The organism is Candidatus Pantoea deserta, assembly GCF_003813865.1.
Lineage (GTDB): Bacteria > Pseudomonadota > Gammaproteobacteria > Enterobacterales > Enterobacteriaceae > Pantoea > Pantoea deserta.
This window is the reverse complement of record NZ_RMVG01000002.1, coordinates 144,646-168,685: the sequence shown is the minus strand read 5'-3', so window position 1 is coordinate 168,685 and position 24,040 is coordinate 144,646. Positions and strand designations below refer to the sequence as shown.

The 24,040-nt window shown below is 61.0% G+C and carries 22 protein-coding genes; 6 read left to right on the top strand and 16 right to left on the bottom strand.

Going from position 1 to position 24,040, the window contains the following annotated elements; genetic code table 11:
• Positions 1-43 precede the first annotated feature (43 nt).
• The 6 genes from proY to phoB form a co-directional block, all read right to left on the bottom strand.
• Complete coding sequence (gene proY / locus BBB56_RS03365; protein WP_123798798.1) at positions 44-1,393, bottom strand: proline-specific permease ProY; 1,350 nt, start codon at positions 1,391-1,393, stop codon at positions 44-46.
• Between the two features lie 68 nt (positions 1,394-1,461).
• Entirely contained in the window at positions 1,462-2,781 is a 1,320-nt protein-coding gene (brnQ, locus tag BBB56_RS03360) for a branched-chain amino acid transporter carrier protein BrnQ (RefSeq protein ID WP_123798796.1), read from the bottom strand.
• 401 nt (positions 2,782-3,182) lie between these two features.
• The gene (locus tag BBB56_RS03355) at positions 3,183-4,286 is read right to left on the bottom strand and encodes a cobalamin-independent methionine synthase II family protein (protein WP_123798794.1); all 1,104 of its coding nucleotides are present in this window, start codon (positions 4,284-4,286) and stop codon (positions 3,183-3,185) included.
• Between the two features lie 164 nt (positions 4,287-4,450).
• Positions 4,451-5,386, bottom strand: coding sequence for a PstS family phosphate ABC transporter substrate-binding protein (locus BBB56_RS03350; protein WP_123798793.1), 936 nt, complete (start codon positions 5,384-5,386; stop codon positions 4,451-4,453).
• An 18-nt stretch (positions 5,387-5,404) separates the two neighbouring features.
• Entirely contained in the window at positions 5,405-6,718 is a 1,314-nt protein-coding gene (gene phoR / locus BBB56_RS03345) for a phosphate regulon sensor histidine kinase PhoR (protein WP_123798791.1), read from the bottom strand.
• A gap of 14 nt (positions 6,719-6,732) precedes the next feature.
• On the bottom strand, positions 6,733-7,422 hold the full coding sequence (phoB, locus tag BBB56_RS03340; protein ID WP_033788773.1) for a phosphate response regulator transcription factor PhoB: 690 nt from the start codon (positions 7,420-7,422) through the stop codon (positions 6,733-6,735).
• 195 nt (positions 7,423-7,617) lie between these two features.
• On the opposite strand from phoB, the gene sbcD reads away from it, so the two are divergent.
• The 3 genes from sbcD to BBB56_RS03325 are packed head-to-tail and all read left to right on the top strand — an operon-like array spanning position 7,618 to position 12,856.
• Positions 7,618-8,817: an exonuclease subunit SbcD gene (sbcD, locus tag BBB56_RS03335; RefSeq protein ID WP_123798789.1), complete on the top strand. Its 1,200-nt coding sequence runs from the start codon at positions 7,618-7,620 to the stop codon at positions 8,815-8,817.
• Positions 8,814-12,497, top strand: coding sequence for an SbcC/MukB-like Walker B domain-containing protein (locus tag BBB56_RS03330; RefSeq protein ID WP_123798787.1), 3,684 nt, complete (start codon positions 8,814-8,816; stop codon positions 12,495-12,497). The genes sbcD and BBB56_RS03330 overlap by 4 nt, the downstream gene beginning before the upstream one ends.
• Positions 12,497-12,856 (top strand): cell envelope integrity protein TolA, encoded by a 360-nt coding sequence (locus tag BBB56_RS03325; RefSeq protein ID WP_123798784.1) that lies wholly within the window; start codon positions 12,497-12,499, stop codon positions 12,854-12,856. Before BBB56_RS03330 ends, BBB56_RS03325 begins: the two co-directional genes overlap by 1 nt.
• On the opposite strand, the gene mak is transcribed toward BBB56_RS03325, so the two are convergent.
• Positions 12,845-13,771 (bottom strand): fructokinase, encoded by a 927-nt coding sequence (gene mak, locus BBB56_RS03320; protein WP_123798782.1) that lies wholly within the window; start codon positions 13,769-13,771, stop codon positions 12,845-12,847. The two genes, BBB56_RS03325 and mak, sit on opposite strands and share 12 nt — an antisense overlap.
• Before the next feature lie 146 nt (positions 13,772-13,917).
• Between mak and rdgC the strand changes: the two genes are divergently transcribed.
• Together rdgC and BBB56_RS03310 are read left to right on the top strand one after the other, a co-directional pair.
• Complete coding sequence (gene rdgC, locus BBB56_RS03315; RefSeq protein ID WP_123798780.1) at positions 13,918-14,829, top strand: recombination-associated protein RdgC; 912 nt, start codon at positions 13,918-13,920, stop codon at positions 14,827-14,829.
• 58 nt (positions 14,830-14,887) lie between these two features.
• Positions 14,888-16,282, top strand: coding sequence for a hypothetical protein (locus tag BBB56_RS03310; protein WP_123798778.1), 1,395 nt, complete (start codon positions 14,888-14,890; stop codon positions 16,280-16,282).
• 251 nt (positions 16,283-16,533) lie between these two features.
• Here the strand turns inward: BBB56_RS03310 and ppnP are convergent, their stop codons facing one another.
• From ppnP to aroL, 7 genes are all read right to left on the bottom strand, one after another.
• Positions 16,534-16,824, bottom strand: a complete 291-nt coding sequence (gene ppnP / locus BBB56_RS03305) for a pyrimidine/purine nucleoside phosphorylase (protein ID WP_123798776.1) — start codon at positions 16,822-16,824, stop codon at positions 16,534-16,536.
• Between the two features lie 104 nt (positions 16,825-16,928).
• A complete protein-coding gene (locus tag BBB56_RS03300; RefSeq protein WP_123798774.1) occupies positions 16,929-17,609 on the bottom strand; it encodes an AroM family protein in 681 nt (226 codons plus the stop codon).
• A gap of 2 nt (positions 17,610-17,611) precedes the next feature.
• Complete coding sequence (locus BBB56_RS03295) at positions 17,612-18,541, bottom strand: DUF1177 domain-containing protein (protein WP_123798772.1); 930 nt, start codon at positions 18,539-18,541, stop codon at positions 17,612-17,614.
• A 12-nt stretch (positions 18,542-18,553) separates the two neighbouring features.
• Positions 18,554-20,110 (bottom strand): OPT/YSL family transporter, encoded by a 1,557-nt coding sequence (locus BBB56_RS03290; RefSeq protein WP_123798770.1) that lies wholly within the window; start codon positions 20,108-20,110, stop codon positions 18,554-18,556.
• Positions 20,111-20,276: 166 nt separating this feature from the next.
• Positions 20,277-21,038, bottom strand: a complete 762-nt coding sequence (locus BBB56_RS03285) for an IclR family transcriptional regulator (protein WP_123798768.1) — start codon at positions 21,036-21,038, stop codon at positions 20,277-20,279.
• Between the two features lie 271 nt (positions 21,039-21,309).
• A complete protein-coding gene (locus BBB56_RS03280) occupies positions 21,310-21,501 on the bottom strand; it encodes a YaiA family protein (RefSeq protein WP_123798766.1) in 192 nt (63 codons plus the stop codon).
• Between the two features lie 123 nt (positions 21,502-21,624).
• A complete protein-coding gene (gene aroL, locus BBB56_RS03275) occupies positions 21,625-22,149 on the bottom strand; it encodes a shikimate kinase AroL (RefSeq protein WP_123798764.1) in 525 nt (174 codons plus the stop codon).
• Positions 22,150-22,430: 281 nt separating this feature from the next.
• Here aroL and BBB56_RS03270 point away from each other — a divergent pair, with 281 nt between their 5' ends.
• Complete coding sequence (locus BBB56_RS03270; protein ID WP_123798762.1) at positions 22,431-23,123, top strand: DUF2076 domain-containing protein; 693 nt, start codon at positions 22,431-22,433, stop codon at positions 23,121-23,123.
• Between the two features lie 2 nt (positions 23,124-23,125).
• On the opposite strand, the gene BBB56_RS03265 is transcribed toward BBB56_RS03270, so the two are convergent.
• Positions 23,126-23,575: a YaiI/YqxD family protein gene (locus tag BBB56_RS03265; protein WP_123798760.1), complete on the bottom strand. Its 450-nt coding sequence runs from the start codon at positions 23,573-23,575 to the stop codon at positions 23,126-23,128.
• A gap of 12 nt (positions 23,576-23,587) precedes the next feature.
• The gene (locus BBB56_RS03260; protein WP_123798758.1) at positions 23,588-24,031 is read right to left on the bottom strand and encodes a DUF421 domain-containing protein; all 444 of its coding nucleotides are present in this window, start codon (positions 24,029-24,031) and stop codon (positions 23,588-23,590) included.
• Between the last annotated feature and the right edge of the window lie 9 nt (positions 24,032-24,040).

Below are 24,040 nucleotides of genomic sequence, written 5' to 3'. Positions count from 1 at the left end.
CCCGCGCAATCTCTTGCGCGGGCCGTTTCCGTCTCACTGCCGGTTATGCCTTGCGTACCAGCTTATAGCCCGCCAGCAGCAGCACAATCCACACCAGTCCGACGTAGAGCGAGATGCGCGTATCCGGGAAGTAGCCGATCAGCGCGATGATAAAGCCCAGAAACAGCACGCCGAAAAGCGAGGTCCAGCTTCCGCCCGGCACGGCAAACTGCAGCTTGCTGGCCGCCTCTTTGCCGATTTTGCGACGGAAAGCGATCTGCGACAGCAGGATCATAATCCAGACCCAGACAGTGGCGAAGGTGGCCAGCGACGCGATAACCAGGAACACTTTTTCAGGCATCAGGTAGTTGAGATAGACCGCGATCAGCATCGCCGCCATCATCACCACCACCGTCACCCAGGGAATACCGCGCTCTGACACCTTCATAAAGATCTTCGGCGCATGGCCCTGCTGCGCCATGCCGTGCAGCATACGGCCCACGCCAAACACGTCGCTGTTGATCGCCGACAGCGAAGCCGTCAGCACCACGAAGTTAAGAATCGACGCCGCAGCGGCAATGCCGAGATGCTGAAAGGTCAGAACAAAGGGCGAACCGTTGGTGCCGACCTGATTCCAGGGATAGATCGACATAATCACAAACAGCGTGCCCACGTAGAACACCAGAATACGCATCGGCACCGAGTTAATCGCGCGCGGAATCGACTGCGCCGGGTCTTTGGCTTCGCCAGCGGTGATGCCGATAATCTCAATGCCGCCGTAGGCGAACATCACCATTTGCAGCGACAGCAGCATCCCGACCACGCCGTGCGCAAAGAATCCGCCGTTGCTCCACAGGTTATGGATGCCGGTCGGCTGACCGCCGTTGCCGATGCCCCAGAAAATCATGGCGAAACCGGCGACAATCATCACGATGATGGTGGCGACTTTGAAGAAAGAGAACCAAAACTCCACCTCGCCGAACACCCTTACGCTCATCAGATTAACCGCGCCGATGATCAGCACCACGCTCAGCACCCAAATCCAGTGCGGCACCTCCGGGAACCAGACGCCCATGTAAATACCGAAAGCGGTCACGTCGGCGATGGCGACGATCAGGATTTCAAAGCAGTAAGTCCAGCCGGTGATATAGCCCGCCAGCGGGCCAAGATAATCCTGGGCGTAGCGCGAAAACGAGCTGGCCTGCGGATTGTTCACTGACATCTCGCCCAGCGCGCGCATAATAATGTAGGCCACCGCGCCGCCGATAATATAGGCGAGCAGCACGCTCGGTCCCGCCATCTTGATCGCATCCGCTGACCCGTAGAACAGTCCGGTGCCAATCGCCGATCCCAGCGCCATAAAACGGATGTGGCGCGTGCTCAGTCCGCGTTTGAGCTTATTGGTTTCTTGCATAACAACCTGTACCTGTGAAAAGAAAAACCACGGGCAAGCCCGTGGTCAGAGAAAAACCGCAGTGGCGATTACGAGTGAGCCGTAACCTGCTCGCGTCCTTTCACGCGATCCACAATCGCCGCGATCAGCAGCATCACCAGCGCGGGCGGCAGCCAGGCGAGTCCCTGATCCGCCAGCGGCAGATGCTGGCTAAAGGCCGGCAGCATATCTTTAAAACTGGTAGTTTTCACGCCGTCGATAATGCCGAAAATCAGGCTAACCAGCATGGTCGGCGCAATCAGGCGGCTGCTCTTGTTCCACCAGTTCAGGGTGAAACTCAGCACGACCAGCACGATGCACGGCGGATAAATCGCCGTCAGCACCGGAATGGAGATCTGAATCAGGTGGCTCAGGCCGAGGTTCGACACCACCATGGAGAACAGACCCAGAATAAAGACCAGTGCTTTATACGACAACGGCAGGTATTGCGCAAAAAATTCCGCACAGGCGCAGGTCAGGCCGACCGCCGTGACCATACAGGCAACGAAAATCAGCGCCGCGAGGAAGAAGCTGCCCAGGCCGCCAAAGGTCTGCTGCACATAGGCATGCAGGATCGCCGCGCCGTTCGCGCTCTGCTCCACCAGCGCGCCGCTGCCGTTGCCGAGCTTAAACAGGCTCAGGTAGACCAGCGTCAGGCCGACACCGGCGATAAGACCGGCCAGCACGGTATAACGCGTCAGCAGGCTGGCGCTCTCTACGCCGCGCGAACGCGCCGCATTGACGATAACGATGCCGAACACCAGCGCGCCCAGGGTATCCATGGTGAGATAGCCGTTGACGAAACCGCTGGAGAAGGCCGCACGCTGATAATCTTCCGTCGCAGGGGCAATCGTGCCCGCTGGCCAGAGCAGCGCCGCCACGCCCAAAATGGTCAGCGCCACGATTTTCAGCGGCGCAAGGAAATGGCCCACGGTGTCCAGCAGTTTGCCCGGATAGAGCGAAATGCCGATCACCAGCGCAAAATAGAGCACGCTGTAAACCAGCAGCGGCAGCGCGCCGTCGCCGGTCAGGGGCGCGATGCCCACTTCGAACGACACGGTCGCGGTACGCGGCGTGGCAAACAGCGGCCCGACGGCCAGATAGCAGACGGTAGCCAGCACCAGGCCCGCCGTTTTGCCGATCGGCGAGCTAAGGGCGTCAATGCCGCCGCCGACGCGCGCCAGCGCGATAACCGTCATGACCGGCAGACCAACGGCGGTGAGCAGAAAGCCAATAGCGGCAGTCCAGACGTGTTCGCCTGACTGAATACCGACCATGGGCGGGAAAATAATGTTACCCGCGCCGACAAACAGGGCAAATGTCATGAAGCCCAGCGCGAGGATATCCTTCGAGGTTAAGCGGTGTGTCATACAACTGTCTAGCCTGTTACGAGTGTTGCGGTGGAAGTTGGGTTTACGTTGTCCCCAAACCGCGCAGTGACAACGACTTAGCGCGCTATGCCAGAGCATTATGCTTGCTGTAATCGTGTCGCGCAGGTGATTTGAGCTGATTTTGTTCTGTTCACAAGTGGGATGATGCGACAACGGCCGTAAGTAGAACGTTTATAGCGAAGAAAGGCAATACGGGATCGGAAAACCGGAAGGATATGACGAAAAACAGGCTAAAAGCAGTGGAAACAGCGGTTATATTCAGGCAGGGCATCAGATGATGTGCCTGTTTTTTCTCCAGCGGGCAGGAAATTTCAGCACTGACGCCCTTTTTCATGCACAAAAGGCGCGTTTTACGCGCCTGTTTGCACAAGTTTACAGCATTACCACACCTGACCCGCAATATCGACCACCAGACGGATCTTCGCCCACTGCTGCTCTTCCGTCAGGCTGTTGCCCTCTTCGGTAGAGGCAAAGCCGCACTGCGGGCTGAGACAGATCTGGTCGAGGCTGACAAATTTCGCCGCTTCCTGTAAACGCGCCTTCACCTGCGCCGGATCTTCCAGCTCGCCGTTTTTCGTGGTCACCAGGCCCAGCACCACTTTTTGATGGCCTGGCTTAATAAAGCGCAGAGGCTCGAAGCCGCCAGAGCGTTCGTTATCGTATTCGAGGAAGAACGCGTCGATATTCACGCCGCCGAACAGGATTTCGGCCACCGGCTCATAGCCGCCCTCAGAGATCCAGGTAGAGCGGAAGTTGCCGCGACAGACGTGCAGGCCGACCGTCAGATCGGCAGGTTTGCCCTCCAGCGCCTTATTAAGCACGCGGGCATAGGTGCGCGCCAGCTCTTCAGGATCGTCGCCGCGCTCGCGGATCTGACGCTTCTGATCTTCCGAACAGAGATAGGCCCAGACGGTGTCATCCAGCTGCAAATAGCGGCAGCCCGCATCATAAAAGGCTTTAATCGCCGTTTTATAGGTTGCGGCCAGATCGTCAAAGTAGTCGGCCAGATCGGGATAAACCTTTTCGTCAATCACCTTACGGCCGCCGCGGAAGTGCAGCACGCTGGGGCTGGGAATGGTCATTTTCGGCACCGCGTCGCCTGCGATGCTTTGCAGAAAACGGAAATGCGCCAGCATCGGGTGATCGCTAAAGCCCAGTTTGCCGACGACGCGCACGCCGTGCGCTTTGGTCTGCACGCCGTTGAACTGAATGCCCTGATCGGCTTCGAACAGCTCCACGCCGTCCAGCCCGCCGAAAAAGTCAAAATGCCACCAGGCACGGCGGAACTCGCCGTCAGTAACCACCTGCAAACCGTTGGCGATCTGGTTGCTCACCACCTCCCGAATAGCTTCATCTTCGATACGGGTCAGCTGAGCTTTATCGATCTGGCCTGCGGCGTACTGCTCACGCGCCTGTTTAATCGCGGCGGGACGCAGGAAACTGCCGACGGTGTCGGCGCGGAACGGGGCGATTTGTGCAGTCATCTCTACTCCTGGCACCCTGAAGGTTAATCACCTCAGGGAATAATTTCGCTAAGTTATATAAAGCCGTCTGGACGGCTAAACGTCTGGAAGTAGAGTGGCACGAGTGCGCCCTGCGTGCAACAGAAGAAATTTCAGCGGTGATGAAAAAAATTCATGTTGTCGGCTTACCGGGCTTCGATGGCGGCCAGCGCCTGCTCGCGCTGGGCGGCAGAAAGGGGAAGATAGCCCGCTTCGCTCACGCGCCGCTGCCCCTGGGGCGAGAGTACCTGATGGAGAAAAGCGTCAACCAGCGGCGGCAGGGGTTTGCCGGGCGCTTTGTTCACATAGATGTAAAGCGGGCGCGCCCAGGGATAACGACCACTGCGGATCGCTTCGGCGTCTGGCGCAACGGTCACGCCCTGCCCGTCAGTGACCGAAAGCATTTTTACGCCACTAAGGTGAAAGCCGAAGCTGGCGTAGCCAATGCTGCGCGGACTGGCGGCGACCGCCTGCACCACGGCGGCAGAGCCGGGAAACTCCGCCACGTCGGCGCGAAAATCCCCGTTACACAGCGCCTGCTGCTTAAAGAATCCCCAGGTGCCCGACGCGGAGTTGCGTCCGTAGCGCTGAATCGGCCGCTGCGCCCAGTCAGCCTGGCGCACGCCTGCCTCTCCCCAGCGCGCCGGCGTCTGCGTTGCGCCGCACAGGCGCGTCACGGAGAAAATACTGTCCAGCTGGCGCATATCGATCTGCGTCATCGGGTTGCGCTGATTAACCACCACCACCAGCGCGTCGAGGGCGACCGGCACAGCAAGCGGCGCATAGCCATAGTGCGACTGAAAAAGCTGCCGCTCTTCCGCCTGCATCGGGCGGCTCATCGGGCCGAGCTGCGCGGCGCCCGCTGCCAGCGCGGTTGGCGCGGTTGAAGAGCCAGAGGCCTGCACCTGGAGATTAACGCCCGGCGCCAGCGCGCTGAAATCCTCGCTCCACAGCATCATCAACGCGCCCAGCGTATCGGAACCGACGCTGCTGAGATTGCCGGCGAGCATTTCAGGCTGCGGCGCTGCCGCCACGGCGGCGGCAGGCGTTATCAGGGAAAGCAACAACAGCATGGCGCGCATAAGAAGTTCCATTAACGATTAATGGACGGCATTTTCCTGCAATCCCGCGCTGACGATCAACCTCGACGGCAGCGTAAAAGTAAAACAGGTCTCTTTGTCGGGTACGCTGGTAATCTCCAGCCGCGCGTTATGGTGGCTGAGCGCGTGCTTAACGATGGCCAGTCCGAGACCGCTGCCGCCGGTAGCGCGCGAGCGCGCCTTATCAACGCGGTAGAAGCGCTCCGTCAGGCGCGGCAGATGCTCGGCGGCGATGCCTGGCCCGTTGTCGCATACCTTAAACTGCGCGCCCTGGCGGGTGCGTAACCAGCTGATGTCGATGCGCGTTCCCTCTGGCGTATGATTGACGGCGTTGTACACCAGGTTAGAGATGGCGCTGCGCAGCTGATCGTCATCGCCGAGCACCTTGAGATGGGGATCGGTGTGGAAATGGATCTGATGGCGGCCGCCGCTCAGCGTTTCCGCTTCGCGCTGAAGCAGATGCAGCATCATCGGCACGTCCACCGTCTCTTTCATATCGATGGCTGGCGCAGCTTCAATACGCGACAGCGTCAGCAGCTGGCGCACCAGGCTGTCCATGCGTCGCGTCTGCTCCTGCATGGTCTGCAACGCCTTGCCGCGCGAACGCTCGTTCATCACCGAGTCGCTCATCATTTCCAGATAGCCCTGGAGCACCGTCAGCGGGGTGCGAAGCTCGTGGCTGACATTGGCGAAGAAGTTGCGGCGCGCCCCTTCCAGCTGGTGCATCTGGGTTACGTCGCGCGCCACCATCAGCCACTGCCCTTCGCTGTAGGCCATGATGCGAAATTCCATATGGCGCTGGTTATTCAGGATTAAGGTGAGCGGCTTGTTGAAGTCACGCCGGCGAATATAGCGGGAAAATTCCGGGTAGCGCAGCAGGTTCAGGATGTTCTGTCCGTTATCTTCCGGCCAGCGTAAGCCAAGATGCTGCTGCGCCAGTCCGTTGCACCAGAAAATCGCGCCCTCTTCCGTGGTCAGCACCACCGCGTCGGGCAGCGTTTCGGCGCCGCTGCGAAAGCGCTTAATCAGATTGCCCAGTTCGCGCCGCCGCCGTCGGTTGCGCAGCTGCATCTGGTACAGGCCATAAAACAGCGGTTCCCAGCTGGCCTGACCGGCGGGCGGCGTCATGGTGCGATCGACCCACAGCCAGTGCGACAGGCGCATCAGGTTGTGGAAATGCCACAGCAGTACCGCCAGCACGCTGACCAGCAGCAGCCAGGGCAGATAACCGATAATCAGACCGATAATCAGCGCGGGCAGGCAGGCCAGCGCCAGCTCAAAGAGCAGTCTCTTCCAGGAGAGTCGTTCCAGCACGGTAGAGACTCCGTTTAGTAGCGGGCGGAGAAACGATACCCCGTTCCGCGAACGGTTTGAACCATGCGATCGTGGCCGGAAACTTCCAGCGCCTTGCGTAAGCGGCGGATATGCACGTCAACGGTGCGATCTTCCACGTAGACGTTGGTGCCCCAGACGTGGTTCAGCAGCTGCTCGCGACTGTAAACCCGCTCCGGATGCGTCATAAAGAAGTGCAGCAGTTTATATTCGGTCGGTCCCATCTCCAGCGGCGTCGATTCCGACATTACGCGGTGCGACGACGGATCCAGGCTCAGCCCCTGCATCTCGATCACCTCTTCCACCGCCATCGGCGAAATACGGCGCATCACCGCCTTGATACGCGCCATCAGCTCTTTCGGCGAGAAGGGCTTGGTGATGTAGTCATCGGCCCCGACTTCCAGACCGCGCACGCGATCCTCCTCTTCGCCGCGCGCCGTCAGCATCATCACGGGAATATCCCGCGTCAGGGCTTCGCGCTTAAGGTGCTTAATAAACTGAATGCCGCTGCCGCCCGGCAACATCCAGTCCAGCAGAATCAGATCAGGCCAGGGTTCAATCAGTTTCCCTACCGCGCTGTCATAATCCTCGGCTTCAATGGGCTGGTAGTCGTTCTGCTCCAGAACGAAACACAGCATTTCACGGATAGGGGCTTCATCTTCCACAACCAAAATGCGCTTAGCCATTGTAACTCCTGCTGATGTGACCGCTGTCACCGTTATATGCGGCGCCATTATGCGTCAGATTTATGACACTTTTATGAAAAACATAGCCGCTTAATCAGCGCTTTAATATCGCTTTATGACGGTAAGGACGCCTTTTTTCGCTTTTGCGCCTTAGCCGGTATAATCGTCCGGCAAACCGTTACGGCAGGGAGTTTTATGCGCATCATTCACACCGCGGACTGGCACCTCGGTCAGTTTTTCTATAACAAGAGCCGGGCGGCCGAACATCAGGCCTTTTTCGACTGGCTGCTGGCGCGCATTGAAGAGCATCAGGTCGATGCGCTTATCGTCGCGGGCGACCTGTTTGATAGCGGTACGCCGCCGAGCTATGCCCGTGAGCTTTTCAACCGCTTTGTGGTCGCGCTACAGCCAACCGGCTGCCAGCTGGTGGTGCTGGCGGGCAATCACGATTCGGTCGCCACGCTGAACGAGTCGCGCGCGCTTCTCGCCTGCCTTAATACGCAGGTCATTACCACGCCGCAGGCGGATCACAATCTGCTGCTGCTCCGGGATCGCCACGGCGAGCCGGGCGCGCTGCTGTGCGCCATTCCCTACCTGCGCCCGCGCGACATTCTGCGCAGCCGCGCGGGTCAGTCCGGGCGCGAAAAACAGCTAAGCCTGCTGGACGCCATTGCGGCGCACTATCAGCGCAGCGTTGACGCGGCGCGCCAGCACCCGCTGGCGCTGCCGGTCATCGCCACCGGGCACCTCACCACCGTTGGCGTCAGCAAAAGCGATTCGGTGCGCGACATTTATATCGGCACTCTCGACGCCTTCCCCGCGTCGGCTTTTCCCGACGTCGACTATGTGGCGCTCGGCCATATCCATCGCGCCCAGCGCGTCGCCAGCAGCGACCATATCCGCTACAGCGGCTCGCCTATTCCGCTCAGCTTCGACGAACTCGGCAGTGAGAAAAGCGTGTTTCTGCTGGAGCTGGACAAGGCTGGCCTGCGCGCCGTTACGCCGCTGCCGATACCGCAGTTTCAGCCGATGAAAATGCTGAAAGGTTCGCTGGCGCAGATTGAAGAGCAGCTGGCTCCTTTTGCCGCGCACCAGGAAGAAAAAAAGGTCTGGCTCGACATTGAGGTGACCACCCAGGAGTTTCTCAGCGATTTGCAGCGCCGGGTCGAAGCGCTGACCGCCGATCTGCCGGTAGAGGTGCTGCTGCTGCGCCGCAGCCGTGAGCAGCGTCAGCACAGTCTGGCGCAGTTGAAAAACGAAACCCTGAACGAGCTAAAGGTGGAAGAAGTTTTCGCCCGCCGCCTCGCGCTGGCGGACGATATTGAAGAGCCGCAGCATGCGCGTCTCAGCGCGCTGTTTCGCGCCACCCTCGCTTCACTGGAGGAGAGCGAATGAAGATCCTCACGCTACGGTTTAAGAACCTGAACGCGCTGAAAGGCGAATGGTTTATCGACTTCCGCGCCGAGCCGTTCGCCAGCAACGGCCTGTTCGCCATTACCGGCGCGACCGGCGCAGGCAAAACCACGCTGCTCGACGCCATCTGCCTGGCGCTCTATCACCAGACGCCGCGCCTCGGCGTGCTGTCACAGACGCAAAACGGGCTGATGACGCGCGACACCGCCGAATGTCTCGCTGAGGTGGAGTTTGAGATCAAAGGCGAAGCCTGGCGCGCCTTCTGGAGTCAGAACCGCGCGCGCGGCGCGGCCGACGGCAAGCTACAGGCTCCGCGCGTCGAGCTGGCGCGCTGCATCGACGACAAGATCTTCGCCGACAAGGTGAATGACAAACTCCGGCTGATCGAGTCGCTGTCGGGTCTCGATTTCGAACGCTTTACCCGCTCGATGATGCTGTCGCAGGGGCAGTTTGCCGCCTTTCTTAACGCCCGACCCGGCGAGCGCGCGGAGCTGCTGGAAGAGCTGACCGGCACGGAAATTTACGGCCAGATTTCGGTCGCGATTTATGAACAGCACAAAAGCGCGCGGCTGGCGCTGGAGACGCTGCGCAGCCGCGCCGGCACTCTGGCCCTGCTCGACGCCGAGGCGCGCGCCGCGCTGCAACAGCAGCTGGCAGCGCTAACCGAAGCGGAGCAGGCGCTTACTCAGCAAAGCGAGCAGCGGCGTCAGCAGCATCAGTGGCTGACTCAGGCGCAGCAGCTGGATAGCGAAATTCAGGCCGCCCGCGCCGCCCTTGAGGCGGCGGAGCAGGCGTGGCGCGCCGCCGACGCGGACCGCCAGCGGCTGGCGCTCAGCGAGCCGGCAGAGAAGCTGCGCGACAAGCTACAGCAGCGCGACGGCCTGCTGCATGAACAGCAGAGCCTGCAACAGACGCAGCAGCAGCTGGCGCAGCAGCGCCTGGCCGCTGAACGGCAGAATCAGAACGACCAGCAGCAACACGCCGCGGCGCAGGCTGCGCGCGATGCCGCGCTGCGTCAGCAGCAGGATCAGGAGACGCTGCTGACAGAACAGATCATTCCGCTGGATCAGCAGATTACCGCCCTGCACGCCCAGGCGCAGCAGCAGCAGCGTGAAGCCGACCAGCAGCAGCAGCTTCTGACCCAGAGCCAGACCGCGCTGCAAAATGAAGCGGCGCAGCGGGACAGCTTACAGGCCACGCTGGCGGAACAGCAGCAGTGGCGTGCGGCGCAGGGTTCTCTGCCGCAATGGGGCGCGTCGCTGGCGCTGTGGCAGGAACGTTTCGGCCAGCTGGCGCAGCGGGAAAGCGCGCTGGAGACGCTTGGCGCACAGCAGCGGCAACAGAGGGGGACGCTGGCTCAGCAGCAGGCCGAACTCGTCCGGCTCACTCAGCAGGCGGAACCGCTTAGCCAGGCCGAACGCCAGGCCGCCAGCGCGCTTCAGGCGGCGGATCGGGCGCTGGCTGAACTGGAACAGACGCACCCGACGCAGGCGCTGCACGCGCGTCTGGCGCAGTTTGAGGCGAACCGTCCGCTGCGTCAGCAGCTGGCGGTGCTGGCCTCGCAGTGGACGCCATTACAGCAGCAGATCGCGCAGCGCCAGCAGCGCCTCGCCGATCTGGAAAAGCGCGTTCAGCAGGATGACGACGCGCTTAACGCGCTGCGCGCAGCCTTTGCGCGGGAAAAAGCCTCTCTGGCGGACATCAAAAAGATCTGCGAGCTGGAGCAGCATATCGCCGATCTGTCGGCTTATCGCGCACGTCTGGCCCCTGAGCAGCCCTGCCCGCTGTGCGGCTCCTGCCAGCATCCGGCGGTAGAGCGCTATGCCGCGCTGGAGCTGAGCGAAAATCAGCGTCGCCTGGCTGAGCAGGAACAGCAGGTCGAGGCGCTGCGCGAACAGGGCATCAAAACAGGCGAAGCGCTGAAGCAGGCAAAGGCCGAACAGCTGCGGCTGCGCGACGAGCTGGCCGCAGAAACCCAGCGACTGGATACCCTGAGCCAGCAGTGGCAAGCGCTACAGAGTGAGCTGGCGCTCACATTCGCTGCGGGCGACAGCGCCGCGCTGGAGGCCTGGCAGCAGCAGCAAAGCCATGAAGAACAGCAATTGCAGCAGCTCGCCCGCCAGCAGGAGAGCGCCGCGCGCCTGCGCCAGCAGGCCAGGGATGAACATCTGCAACATCAGCAGAAACTGCAACAGCATCAACAGCAGCTTCAGCTGGCCCAGCAAACGCTCACTAACCTGCAAGAGAGCGCGGCGACGCTGGCGCAGCGTCTGGATCAGGAAGAACGCGACTGGCGACAGCGCAGCGACGCGCTGCATCAGGAGCTGGCCGACGCGGGCCTTGCCCTGCCCGACCGGGAGGCGCGCGACGGCTGGCTGCACCAGCAGCAGCAGCGCTGGCTGCGCTGGAACCAGAGCGAGCAGCTGCTCGCCACGCTTCAGCCGCAGCTGGCGCGTGCCGACGCGCAGTGCAGCAGTCTGCAACAGCGCGTAGAGAGCGAGCGGCAGCGGTTTGACGCCCTGCAACGGCTGCGCGCGCAGACTGAAGCGTCGCTGACGCAGCTGCGCGACCAGCGCCGGACGCTGTTTGACGATCGTCAGGTCGCCGAGGCGCGACAGCAGATGCAGGTCCGGCTTCAGCAGCAGGACGCCGCGCTGGCGGCGGCGCTGGAGTCGCGGCAAAAAACGCAGAGCCAGCTTAGCCTGCTGGGCGGGCGCGCGGCGGAACTGGAGGCGCAGCAGCAAAAAGTCAGCCAGGCGCTGAGTACGGCGCAGCAGCTGTTTAGCGCGGCGCTGGCCGCCGCCGCCTTTAGCGACGAAGCCAGCCTGCGCGCCGCGCTGCTTGATGAAAAGGAGGCCCAGGCGCTGCGTTCGCGCCTGCAGCAGCTGGATCAGCAGCGCCAGACCCGGCTGAGTCAGCTTGAACAGCTGACGCAGCGCCGCGCGGCGCACCAGCAAAGCCAGCCAGAGGGCGCGGAGGAAAACGCGGCGGCGCTGGAACAGCAGCTTGAGCAGCTGCGTCTGGCGCTGCGCGACAATGCGCGCCAGCAGGGCGAAGCGCAGCAGCAGCTTCAGAGCGATGCGCGCCTGCGCGAGCAGCAGCAGAGCCTGATGAAGCAGATTGAAGAGGATGAGGCGGCGCTGACGCACTGGAGTCAGCTCAACGACCTGATCGGTTCGGCCAGCGGCGATAAGTTCCGCCGCTTCGCGCAGGGGTTAACGCTGGATCATCTGGTGGCGCTCGCCAACCGCCAGCTCGATCGGCTGCATGGCCGCTATTTGCTGCAACGCCGCGCCAGCGACGCGCTGGAGCTGGACGTCATCGACACCTGGCAGGCCGACGCGGCGCGCGATACGCGCACTCTCTCCGGCGGCGAAAGTTTCCTGGTCAGCCTCGCGCTGGCGCTGGCGCTTTCAGATTTAGTCAGCGTGAAAACCCGTATAGAGTCTTTGTTTCTCGATGAAGGCTTCGGTACGCTGGACGCTGAAACGCTCGACACCGCGCTGGATGCGCTGGATGCGCTTAACGCCAGCGGCAAAACCATCGGCGTGATCAGTCACGTTGAGGCTATGAAAGAGCGTATTCCGGTGCAGATTCGGGTGCGTAAAATTAACGGGCTGGGCTACAGCAAACTGGAACTGCCCCGCGCTCAGGAGGCGTAATGAAAACAGTCATGGCGCTGCTGCTCGCCAGCGCGCTGCTGGCAGGATGCAGCAGCAAACCCCAGTCGGATGTCACCTGCGACCGCGACGACGCGACCGCGCAGTGTCGCTATCTGCGCGACGTGCAGCAGCAGTTGATGGGCACCTTTAACGCCACCGTCGCGCCGCGCTATCCCGGCCAGACCTGCCTGGTGTCGGCGCATCGCCGCGCCGACGGCGGCTACAGCGTACTGCGCATCGAAGGCGACGAGGCGCTCTGCCTGCGCGCCTGGCAGCAGGTGAGCAGCGCGCGCAATCTGCCGCTGCCGCCGGTCGGCGTGCCGGAAGACTGGCAGTTCGCCTTCGGATCAGCGCAATAGCGCCTGGCGCTTCAGCGGCCACAGCCAGGCCGCGCCGCGCACTCCGCTTGAATCGCCGTGTTTTGCCTTCAGCACCGGCGTTTCACACTCTCCGCCAAAGACCCACCGCTTCATCAGCGTCGGCACGCTCTGATAGAGACGGTCGTTGTTGCTCATGCCGCCGCCCAGCACGATCACATCCGGATCCAGCAGGTTCACCACCTGCGCCAGCGATTTTGCCAGCCGGATTTCGTAGCGGCGCATCGCCTCTTCGGCGATCGCATCCTGCTGCGCGATCAGTTTTACGATCTCCGCGCCCTTCAGCGCCTGACCGCTCAGCCGCCGGTAATCAGTGGCGAACCCGGTGCCGGAAACAAAGGTCTCGATGCAGCCCTTCTGACCGCAGTAGCACGGCACCTCTTCACGATAGCGCAGCTCGTCCTCATCCATCCACGGCAGCGGGTTGTGGCCCCACTCGCCCGCGTTACCGTTGCCGCCGATACGCGCCTCGCCGTTGATCGCCACGCCCGCGCCCGATCCGGTGCCGATAATCACCGCAAAGACCAGCGGCTGGCCCGCGCCCGCGCCGTCAGTCGCCTCAGAGACCGCCAGGCAGTTGGCGTCGTTAGCGATGCGCACCTCGCGCTGTAGCGCCTGCGCCAGGTCGCGATCCAGCGGCTGGCCGTTGAGCCAGGTGGAGTTGGCGTTTTTTACGCGATGCGCATAGGGCGAGATCGTTCCCGGAATGCCGACGCCGACGCTGCCGGTTTGCCCGGTTGTGGCTTCGGCGAGATGCACCAGATCGGCAATCGCCCGCACTGTGGCCGCATAGTCGTCGCGCGGCGTGTCCACGCGGTGGCGAAACAGCGTCTCTCCCTCATCAGACAGCGCGATTACCTCTACTTTAGTGCCGCCTAAATCAATGCCTATACGCACAGGTTATTCCTCATTATTCGTCTGGGTGAGAGATACATTAGGAGCGCCGTCAGGGAAAGGCAATGAAACCACTCCGATGTTTCGCTATCATGCGCGCTGACCTCTCGACTTGTGCGCCAGATCGCGCGCCCCGGTAAGGAATTGTGATGTTGTGGTTTAAAAATATGATGGTTTATCGTCTGAATCGCGAGATCCCCCTCTCCGCAGACGACATGGAAAAACAGCTTGAGGCTTACACCTTCTCGCCGTGCGGCAGCCAGGATATGAGCAAGACCGGCTGGGTGTCGCCGATGGGCAACCGCAGCGATGCGCTGACCCATGTTAATAACGGCCAGATTGTGATTTGCGCCCGTAAAGAAGAAAAAATTCTGCCGTCGCCGGTGGTGAAACAGGCGCTGGAAGCGAAGATCAGCAAGCTGGAAGCGGAACAGAGCCGCAAGCTGAAGAAGACCGAAAAAGACGCCCTGAAAGATGAGGTGCTGCACAGTCTGCTGCCGCGCGCCTTTAGCCGTCTCAGCCAGACCTTTATCTGGATCGACACCGTTAACAATCTGATCATGGTCGACTGCGCCAGCGCGAAAAAAGCGGAAGATACGCTGGCGCTGCTGCGTAAAAGTCTGGGATCGCTGCCGGTGGTGCCGCTGACGCTGGAAAGCCCGATCGAACTGACGCTGACCGAATGGGTGCGATCTGGCGATCTGCCTGCCGGTTTCGCCCTGATGGATGAAGCGGAGCTGAAAGCGATCCTGGAAGATGGCGGCGTGATCCGCTGTAAAAAGCAGGATCTGGTGTGTGACGAGATCGCCAATCATATCGAAGCCGGCAAGCTGGTGACGAAACTGGCGCTCGACTGGCAGGAGCGCATCCAGTTCGTGCTGGCGGATGACGGGTCGGTGAAGCGCCTGAAGTTCAGCGACACGCTGCGCGAGCAGAACGACGATATTGACCGCGAAGATTTCGCTCAGCGTTTCGATGCCGACTTTATCCTGATGACCAGCGAGCTTGCCGCGCTCACCAGCAATCTGGTAGACGCGCTGGGCGGCGAAGCCCAGCGTTAAGTATCAAGTCTGCCCCGCCTTTGCCGATAATGCTCCTTTTCGGCAAAGGATTTCCGCTATGTTTCATCTCTCTGTCCGCGCGGCGCTGTTCGCCGGGTTAACGCTCTTCTCTGCCGCCAGCGCCGGGGACGCCTCTTTCAGCCGCCTCAATGCGCTGCGCATCAACGACCGCCTCAATGTAATGGTGGCGCTGGCCGGTAAATCCGGCGGCGCGATGCAGGTGTGGCAGGCGTATGACTGCAAAACCCTCTCCGCAGAGGCGCTGTATCGCAATCTGCTTAATGATCGGGGCGTCACAACCGCACGCTTTTACGGCAGCGAATTTGGCCGCTACGCGCCGCCGCAGCCAGGTCCCAATCAGGATGCTGACACGCTGAAGCGCATCTGTAGCCTGCCGGAGAAGGCGGTAGTGTGGGAACAAATTGCGCCCACCGATCGCTTCGGCGCCACCGCGCTGATCGATGTCGCCAGCCTGAAGCGCAGCGGCGATGAACTACAGGTGCGCCTCGGCTACGACTACGCCAGCAGCGATTTCGACCCGCCTTATGACGCGCCCTATGCGTTTAAGGTGGAAAATTATCGTTTTAACTGCCAGACGCAGACGCACGAAGCCCTGTCGTTAATGGATGTGGATGACAAGGGCTACGTCACCGACTCGCTGGACGGCGCCGATGTCGCGCGCCGCAAAGCCTCTTTTCCGCTGACGCCGCTGATGAAGCAGACCTTTACCCGCCTGTGCGCCTCCGCCGATCTGCCCCGCTTTCATGCGCTGGGCCGCTTTACCCCGGCCGCGCGCAAAGCGGTCAGCGGCGACGCGCGCGCCATTCTGCCCGACCTGAGCGACAATCCGGCCTCGGTCATGGCGGCGCTGCCGCTGGATAAGGCGCTGCAACAGCAGCTTCATCAGCTGATTTCGCCCTGGGCGATGCCGCGTTTCCGCCAGCTGAGCTGGGTAGAGAACAGCCCGTCAGGCAAGGTAGAGGTGCGCATCGACGTCGATGATCAGGGCTATCTGCGCAAGCTGGAGAACTACGGTATCTGGAAGGTGCAGCGCCTGACGCTGGGCAATCTGATCCAGCTGAAGTTTGCCATGTCGATCGCCTCGCAGCCCAGCCGACTGGAAACGCTAAAAACCACGCTGCGTTTCCCGCTGGTGGCCGGGCAGCAGTTTGAGGCCGACACCGATTTAGTGGAGAGCGCACAGCCGTCGGACGCGCGTCGCACGCGGCAGCAGTGCAAGGTGCAGGCGGGCGGCGAGGCGCGGACCATCAACCCTGCCTTTAGCGGCCGCTATCTGCAACTGGCGTGTCGAAGCGAAGGTGACGCACAGAAGCCGGTCGAGACGCGTGAGGCCTGGCTGGAGGATCTGCGCGTGCTGGTGCCGCTGGCGTCGAAGCTGGGTAGCGCCGCGTGGCAGGAGACCCGGCTGGAGCAGGTCGAGATTATGCGCTAAACAGGGGCTACGCGCGGCTAGCCACCAGGCCTGCGCGTCATTAAAATGGCTCGGCGCGTCAGGCGTCCGTGACAGGAGCAGAAACGCCGCAAGCCTGGTGAGACAACACAGCGTGCTGGCTGCTTTACAGACGCACCTCAGGGGATGAAGTGCGTCTTCGCGCGGGACGAACGGGCGTGGAGACGTAAAGCGCCGTTGCGGCGGGGCTATTGCGCCAGCATCTCGCTATCGCGCGCCACGCCCCGTCACTATTACTCTTTCAGATAGCGGCAGAGATAAGAGCTTGGTTCGCCAACCTGAAGATGAAACTCGCTGTGGCCCGGCACGTTGAACACCGAACCCGCCTCAAACCATTGCCACTCGGTCTCGCCCGGCAGCAGCACCTTCAGCGATCCGCTGACTACCGTCATCTCTTCCGGCTGCGCGGTGCCAAAGGTGTATTCGCCTTCCGCCATCACGCCGACGCTGGCGCGGCCGGTGCTCGCACTGTCGAAACCAATCGATTTCACTTTTCCGTCAAAATACTCACTGATATTGAGCATGTTACTTCCTCGCAGCACATTAAAGGTGTCTGGCAGTGTAGAGCGGAACTCGCTGATCTGTCACGCGAATTGCCGCTTCAGCCACAGCTTTGTGATCCTGCCGGTTATTCGATGATAAGTTCAGCAGCCAGTTTCGCCACCAGCACGTTGGAAAGCAGCACCGGAATGCCCAGCAGCGCCTGCAAAAAATCGCGGTGCGTCCTGTTATAGCCGATGCAGTCCAGCACCACCACGTCCGCGCCCTGCTCCTGAAGCGAGAGCGCCGCATCGGTGAGCTTTTCATTATCGGGAATATAGGGGCTGGCGACGGCAAAACAGGGCGGGCGCTGGAGGTTGCGCCACTTGTTAGCCTGCTCGCGCATCTGCTCCGCCACCGGCACCAGAATGCCGACCTGATGGTCGTGCACAATGGCGGACACCAGCGGCGGGATAATGCGATCCGGCTCCAGCAGCAGCGCGCTCCGCGTGGTCAGCGCGCCAAACTCGCCGGTGCACAGCAGCAGAATGGTATCGTAGCCCTCGGCTTCCAGCGCGTTGATTTTTGCCTGCAATCCCTGCTCAACCTTCGCCGTCGCCAGCCGCACCTGGGCGCCGTTGTGCAAACGCGATACCAGCACGCCGTCGTTTTCGCCAGGCGCGAAACGGGCGGCAATCTCCGCCTCGCTCAGCCCGTCCAGCAGGCCGACGTGGTCGGTGTGCCCGGCCGGTAAATGGGCGGTCAGCAGCGGCATAATATCGCTGCGCGGCGACTGACCGATGGTCAGAGTAACCAGGGATTTTGTCATCGTTAGTCTCGTTTACGCAGGTGGCTCAGGCTGCCGTACAGTGCCAGCAGGCGGCCATACTCGTCTGCGTCATAAAAATGGCAGGTCTCGCGACCAAACTCTTTCGCAACCTCTACCGCAAATTTCGCCGCCGCCGCAATATCGACCTCATGGCTCGCGCCGGTGCCGCAGCCCGGCACCACGGATTCAGCGGTGATGGCCACGCCCACGACCGGCACATCGGTGGCGGTTGAGGGTTGCAGGATGCTGTTAAGGTGATAAATGCCGTTGCCGTAAGGGGTGATGTCCTGAGTGGTAACAGGAAACGTCACCGCCGGACGGCCAGTGGTCATCTCCATAATGCGCAGCAGATCTTCCGACACGCGCAGGATGTACCCCTCTTTAACCGTTGGCGACAGGGCAAACCCTTTGTGGTTGATAATGCGATTCCCTTTAGTGGTATCGATTGACAGGATAGCGTCTACCTCCTGCACCACCTCGTTGTTATTCATGGTGACGTCGTCGACCGGCGAATCCATAAAGTCCACCGGCTCGTGCGGACGCGTTGGGGCGTCCGGACAGATATGGGTGGTGACAATGACATCGCCCGCCAGCACGTCGCCTTTGGTCTGCATTACCGCCAGCTTTAGCGCGCTGGTCACGGCGGCAACCGCGCCGTCCGCGTCCGACACCATGCCGGTGCGCGTCGGGCGCGCGCCGATGCCGCCGAGACGGCCAATAATACCCAGCGTCGGCGCGCGACCGCCGCCCGCTCTGCCCTGCGCGCCGGGAATAGTAATACGGACAAAATCGGTGCGCCCTTTAGCGCCGCTGACACGCTTATAGCTGGCGCTTACGCCGGGAAAAGGGGCAAACAGATCCACCACCTGCTGACCGTCAACATAAGCGCTGTCAAATAATTCAAATACCTGTAACGTCTGTTGCAGACTCATGGGTTCCCTTAGTTATTTTTTGCCGCTGGCAAACAGCGAATTGAAGAAACTGTACAGGGCGTCGCCGGCGATAAAGCCCGCCGCCATCACCTCCATCGGTGAGCGGCCGCGCTCGCCCCATACGCGAAGAATAACGATGCGCAGCGCAATACCCACCACCACCGCCCATCCGGCCATGGCGTTATTGATCAGCAGGCCGGTGGCGAGCAGCACGCCGAGCTGGCGTTTAGGCCCGCCGATCAGCTGAATAAGCGCGCCGGGAACCGCCCACATCAGCAGGCTGCCTGCGATGCCTGGCTCTGCGCCCGCCTGAATGGTTTTCGCATACACGCGCGCGACCGGCGGCAGCAAGTTTTCGGCAAAAAACAGATGGTGCGCATACCACACCACCGGGATAGCAACCACGAACGCAATCATCGCGGCGATCAGCTGGACGCGTCGTCCCCACAGCTCCTGCTGAAGATCGCTGCCGTTACCGCGCAAAATAAAGCCCGCTTTAAGATCGTAGCCCATGTCGGCGAAGGCTGGCCCGGTCGCTGCGGTAAAGCCGCACAGCAGGCAGAGCGCCAGCGGCGGAAAGCCGAGCAGAATACCCACGATCAGGGTAATCAGCGCCACCGCGAAGGCCGGAAACCAGCCGGAGTGCATGGCGGCGATCCCCACAATCAGCTCATGCACAAAGGCGGCGAACGCGGCATAGGCGATAAACAGCAGCAGCATCGGGATGCTCATTTCGCTCCACAGCCCGCCGGCCAGCGCCAGCAGCGCCGAGATGATCAGATAGCCCGCGCCGCCCAGACCAAGCGCGCGCCTGACCTCGCTGCCGCCGCGGCTCACCTGCTGGCCGTCGTTGCGGCGGCTGCGAATCACCATAACCACCTGGATTAACGCCACCAGACCCGCGCCGACCATCACGCCGTGCGGCAGATAGAGCGCGTTAATGTCGATTCCTGCGACCGGCTGCGCATAGGCGCGCGCCAGAAAGCCCAGACCGAGCATTGCCAGCGCCCAGATATTGCCAATAAAGGCGGTGCCGAAGGCGGACATGGGGATCTTCAGCATCGAGCCGGCAATGCCGCCGACAATGCCCGCCACCAGCAGCCAGGCCTGACGTCCTCCCTTGTCGCCCGCCTTAATGGCCTCGGCGGCGGCCACGCCCGGCGGCCAGGCGTTGCTGGCGGGAAAGACGCGGGTGTCAAACAGGCGATAGAGCAGATAGGCGTCCAGCAGCATGGCGGCGCTGACGCCGCAGAACATCGGCAGCACCAGCTGCGGCTGGCCCAGCGCCCAGGGAACGGCGATCGGCATTAATAAACTATTCGCCGCGCCGAAGGTGGCGGAAGAAATGGCCGTCTGCGCGAGGTTCTGAATTTCAACTGAGCGATAGCGGCGAAACGCCTGAAGTGGAATACGCGCCAGCAGCATGGCAAATAACGCGCCGATAATAGAGGTATTCGGCGTAACGCCGATGGTGGTAATAAGCTGCACGCCGATAATGGCGCCTGCCACCGACAAGGCAATTAAAACCATCGCCACGCCAATATGTTTTACTGGATTAGCCTTCTCCATACTGTCCCCGTCAGGAATACCGGTAGAAATAGAATGACGCTTCGCGAGCCTGAATCAGGCTCGCTTACGCCGTTTTTTTATTTCGTCCGTGAGTGTGAATAAACAGGCCCGAAGGCCTGGTATTTTCCCGGTGTGGCGAAAGTATTACGCCGATAAAAAAATAGAGTCAGAGTAGCGCTGCGCCATATTTAGCGGCCACGTCACTGGCCGTATGGCGTAATTGGTCCAGCAGCGCAGGCGGATAATCCAGCGCGTTTGCCGTTGATAAAAATGACAGGCAGAGCGCCACCGTATCGCCGTGATATTTATTATGCAGCGCGACGGAGAGCGAACTGATGCCCGGCAGGGTTTCGTTGCGCGCCAGCGACCAGCGCAGCTGCCGAATCTCCGCCAGCTGCGCGCAGAGCGCGTCCAGCGTTTGCGGCGAATTGGGCGGCAGCGGCTGCCAGCTATTCTCAAAGCGCTGGCGCACCTCCTCTTCGCTGAACTGCGCCAGCAGCACGCGACCGGTCGAGGTAGCGGCCGCAGGCAGGCGGCTGCCGGGCGGCGTAATCAGCTGGGTAAAGTGGCGTCCGTGAAACATGCGCATCACCACCAGATCGTTGCCGTCGAGACGCGAGATATAGCCAATACAGCCGGTTTTGTCCGCCAGCCGCGCCATGTCAGGCGAGGCGCTGTCCACCAGCGGCGCGGAAAGATAGTGTCCGGAAACCGCTAGCAGCACGCGCCCGATATGAAAACAGCGGCTGTCAGCGTCCCGCTCAAGCATGCCCTGACTTTCCATAGTCGCCAGCAGACGCGAAACCGTGCTTTTCGGCAGTCGCAGCGCCTCAACGACGTCGGTGAACGTCAGCCCCGGATGGCCCAGCGTCACGCCTTTTTGCTGAAACAGCTTAAGCACGGCAGCGGCATTTTCGAGTGTGGACATAATCGGGTTTCACTATATGGAACTAAGTTCCGACATGGATGCCCACAAATTAAGGCGCAACGGTAGCTGGGTCAAGCCGCAATTTTTTATCGCTCTGTCAGGCGGTAGTTAAATAACAGGTCAGGCGGCCGGGAGAAATGATTTTATATTGCGGTACGGCTTAAAGGCAGGATGGATAACAGCTCTCTCCTGCCTGAGCAGCAAATAACAGTAAATACGTCAAATAAACCTGTCGCGCTATCAGGCTGGCGTCCCTGCCAGAGAGATTGCCTTATTCTTTTTCCACATCTTCATAACGGATTTTGGCGTCCTGCGCTTCCGATTCCGTTTCATGTTCGCTGATAAGCGTATTAGGCGATGGGTGGTCGGCGCGTAATTCCCATGATGTCACGGTGCTGCCCTGCGGCCCTTTTTCTACGGCGACAACGCGAGCTTCGCGTGGATAGGGTGGTCTGGTTGGCATGGTTAATCCCTCCTGGCTGGTCGTATTCCACACGACGAGACGATTCCCGTCTGAGGACAAGTATAGCCAGGCTATACGGCTCAGGCGGGAAAGCGGGAAGAATCTGAGGAAAAAGCGCGACGGTTAGCTGGCGCGCGCCAGCGACAGCGAGTGAAGGATCTCATCGACGACGCGCTCAGGGGCCTGCATGGCGTTGACTTCATGATGGGCGGCGTCGCGGTAGAGATGTGCGCGCTCACGCAAAATATCGCCCATCTCTTCTGCTATCGGACGGCCCGTTAAGGTTGGCCGCTGCGCCGCTTCCGGCTGGCTTTCCAGCCGCTGCGCCAGCACCTGCGAGGGCGCGCTCAGCCAGATCACCTGCCCGTGCTCGCGCATAAAGCGCCGGTTGTACTCCGCCAGCACCATTCCGCCGCCGGTGGCGATCACCGTAGCCGGCGCGGTAACGGCCTTCAGCGATTCGGTTTCCCGCGCGCGGAAGCCTTCCCATCCCTCATCTGCCACGATCTGCGCCACGCTGCGCTGGGTGCTGAGTTGCAGATGGTGATCGGTGTCGCGGAAGGCATAGCCCAGCGCGCGCGATAAGGCTTCGCCCACCGTGGTTTTGCCGCATCCGCGCGCGCCGATCAGGTAAATGGGTCGAGACATCAGGGCAAATCCTCCGCCGTTGCAGGCTATGTAGCACGGTGTATCGCTTGACAATGCGAGGCATGATAGCGGGAAACGGGTAACGCCTCCACCCACGAAGCAAGAATTGCGCATCCTTTTCGCGCTTTTACAACCTATTCATTAATTTTTAACGGGTTAACCATGCGCGTTTCGTGCAGTTCGCGATAAGTTAACCGGCAGCAACATTTTCTTACCTGGCGAATTTTACTTTGCCGCCTCTCGCCCCCATATACTTATTTAGTCCTAACAGGAGAGCCATCATGTATAGCCAGGAACACCAATTGATTGAAGGTCTGTTTAGTCGTTTACAACAGGCTGAAAGCCAGACCGGTCCCCGTGACGCCGCGGCGGAACAGCTGATTAAAGAGCATCTGCAACGGCAGCCCGGCGCGCCTTACTATATGGCGCAGGCGATCCTGATCCAGGAAGCCGCGATGAAGAAAATGAACGATCGCATTACCGAGCTGGAAAACCGTCTGGCCCAACAGCAGCAGCCGCAGCAGCAGAAGAGCAGCGGCGGTTTTCTGTCGAGCCTGTTTGGAGGCGGCTCGCGTCAGCCGTCGGGAGCGCAACAGCAGCAGCCGGCGTGGAACAGCGCGCCGCAGCAGCCGCCGCAGTACAACAACGCGCCGGCCCCGGCTGCGCCTGCGCGCGGCACCGGCTTTCTCGGCGGCGCGCTGCAAACGGCTGTCGGCGTAGCGGGCGGCGTGGTGATGGCGGACATGCTGACCAGCCTGTTCCACCACTCGCAGCCGGAAGAGATCGTGAACATTATCAACGAGCCGCCGCTGCCTCAGGTGGATGAGAATCTCGACACCTTTAACAGCGGCGGGAGCGGATTCCTCGACCAGAACAACGGCTGGGATAATAACTATGCCGACAATAATGACTTCAACGATCCAGGCAACGACGGCTTCGGCGATTTCAACGACGACGACGACAGCTTCGTCTGAGGTCAGCGCTGACGCTGCGTTAGCCAGCTATCCAGCGCGTTAGCAAACTGCTGGCGGTCGCGCGGACTCATCGCCGCCGGGCCGCCTGTTTGCACGCCGCTGGCGCGCATCGTATCCATAAAATCGCGCAGCGTTAACTTTTCACGAATGGTGGCGGGCGAATAGCGCTCGCCGCGCGGATTAAGCGCTGCGCCGCCCTTTTCCAGCACCTCCGCCGCCAGCGGTATATCAGCGGTAATCACCAGATCGCCCGCTGCCACACGCTTCACAATCTCATTATCCGCCACGTCAAATCCGGCGGGCACGCGCAGCGTTTTCAGCCAGGGCGAGGGCGGCACGCGCAGCGACTGATTGGCGACAAAGGTCACCTGCGTTTTGGTGCGATCCGCCGCACGGTAGAGCACTTCTTTGATGACATTGGGGCAGGCGTCGGCATCGACCCAGATAACCATGATTTTTCCTTACTACTCTTTGGGAATGATGGAGATCTTGCCGGTCTTCTCCAGAATGGCAAACTTTATTTGGTCCAGCCGCTCCAGCCCCTGAGTGCTGCGCGCGCTTTGCAAAATATCCTCTTCATCGATACCGGCGCGCTTCGCCCGCTGACGCAGCAGTTTGCCCTCCTCCACCAGAATCAGCGAGGTGCCGTCGATAAGCCGTTCCACGCGGGGAAAATGGGTTTTCAGCATGCCAAACAGAATATCGATCACGATCAGCGTGACAATGGTCAGCCCTGCGCCGGTAACGGAAAAGTCATCGCCCAGCAGCGCCTGCTGCGTTGCTTCGCTGATGATCAACAATAAAATCAGATCAAACGACGTCATCTCCATCAGCGTCCGACGGCCGGCGATTTTAAATACCACCATCAGCAGCAGATACATGCTGGCTGCGCGTAAAACCGTTTCCATGTTGCCCCT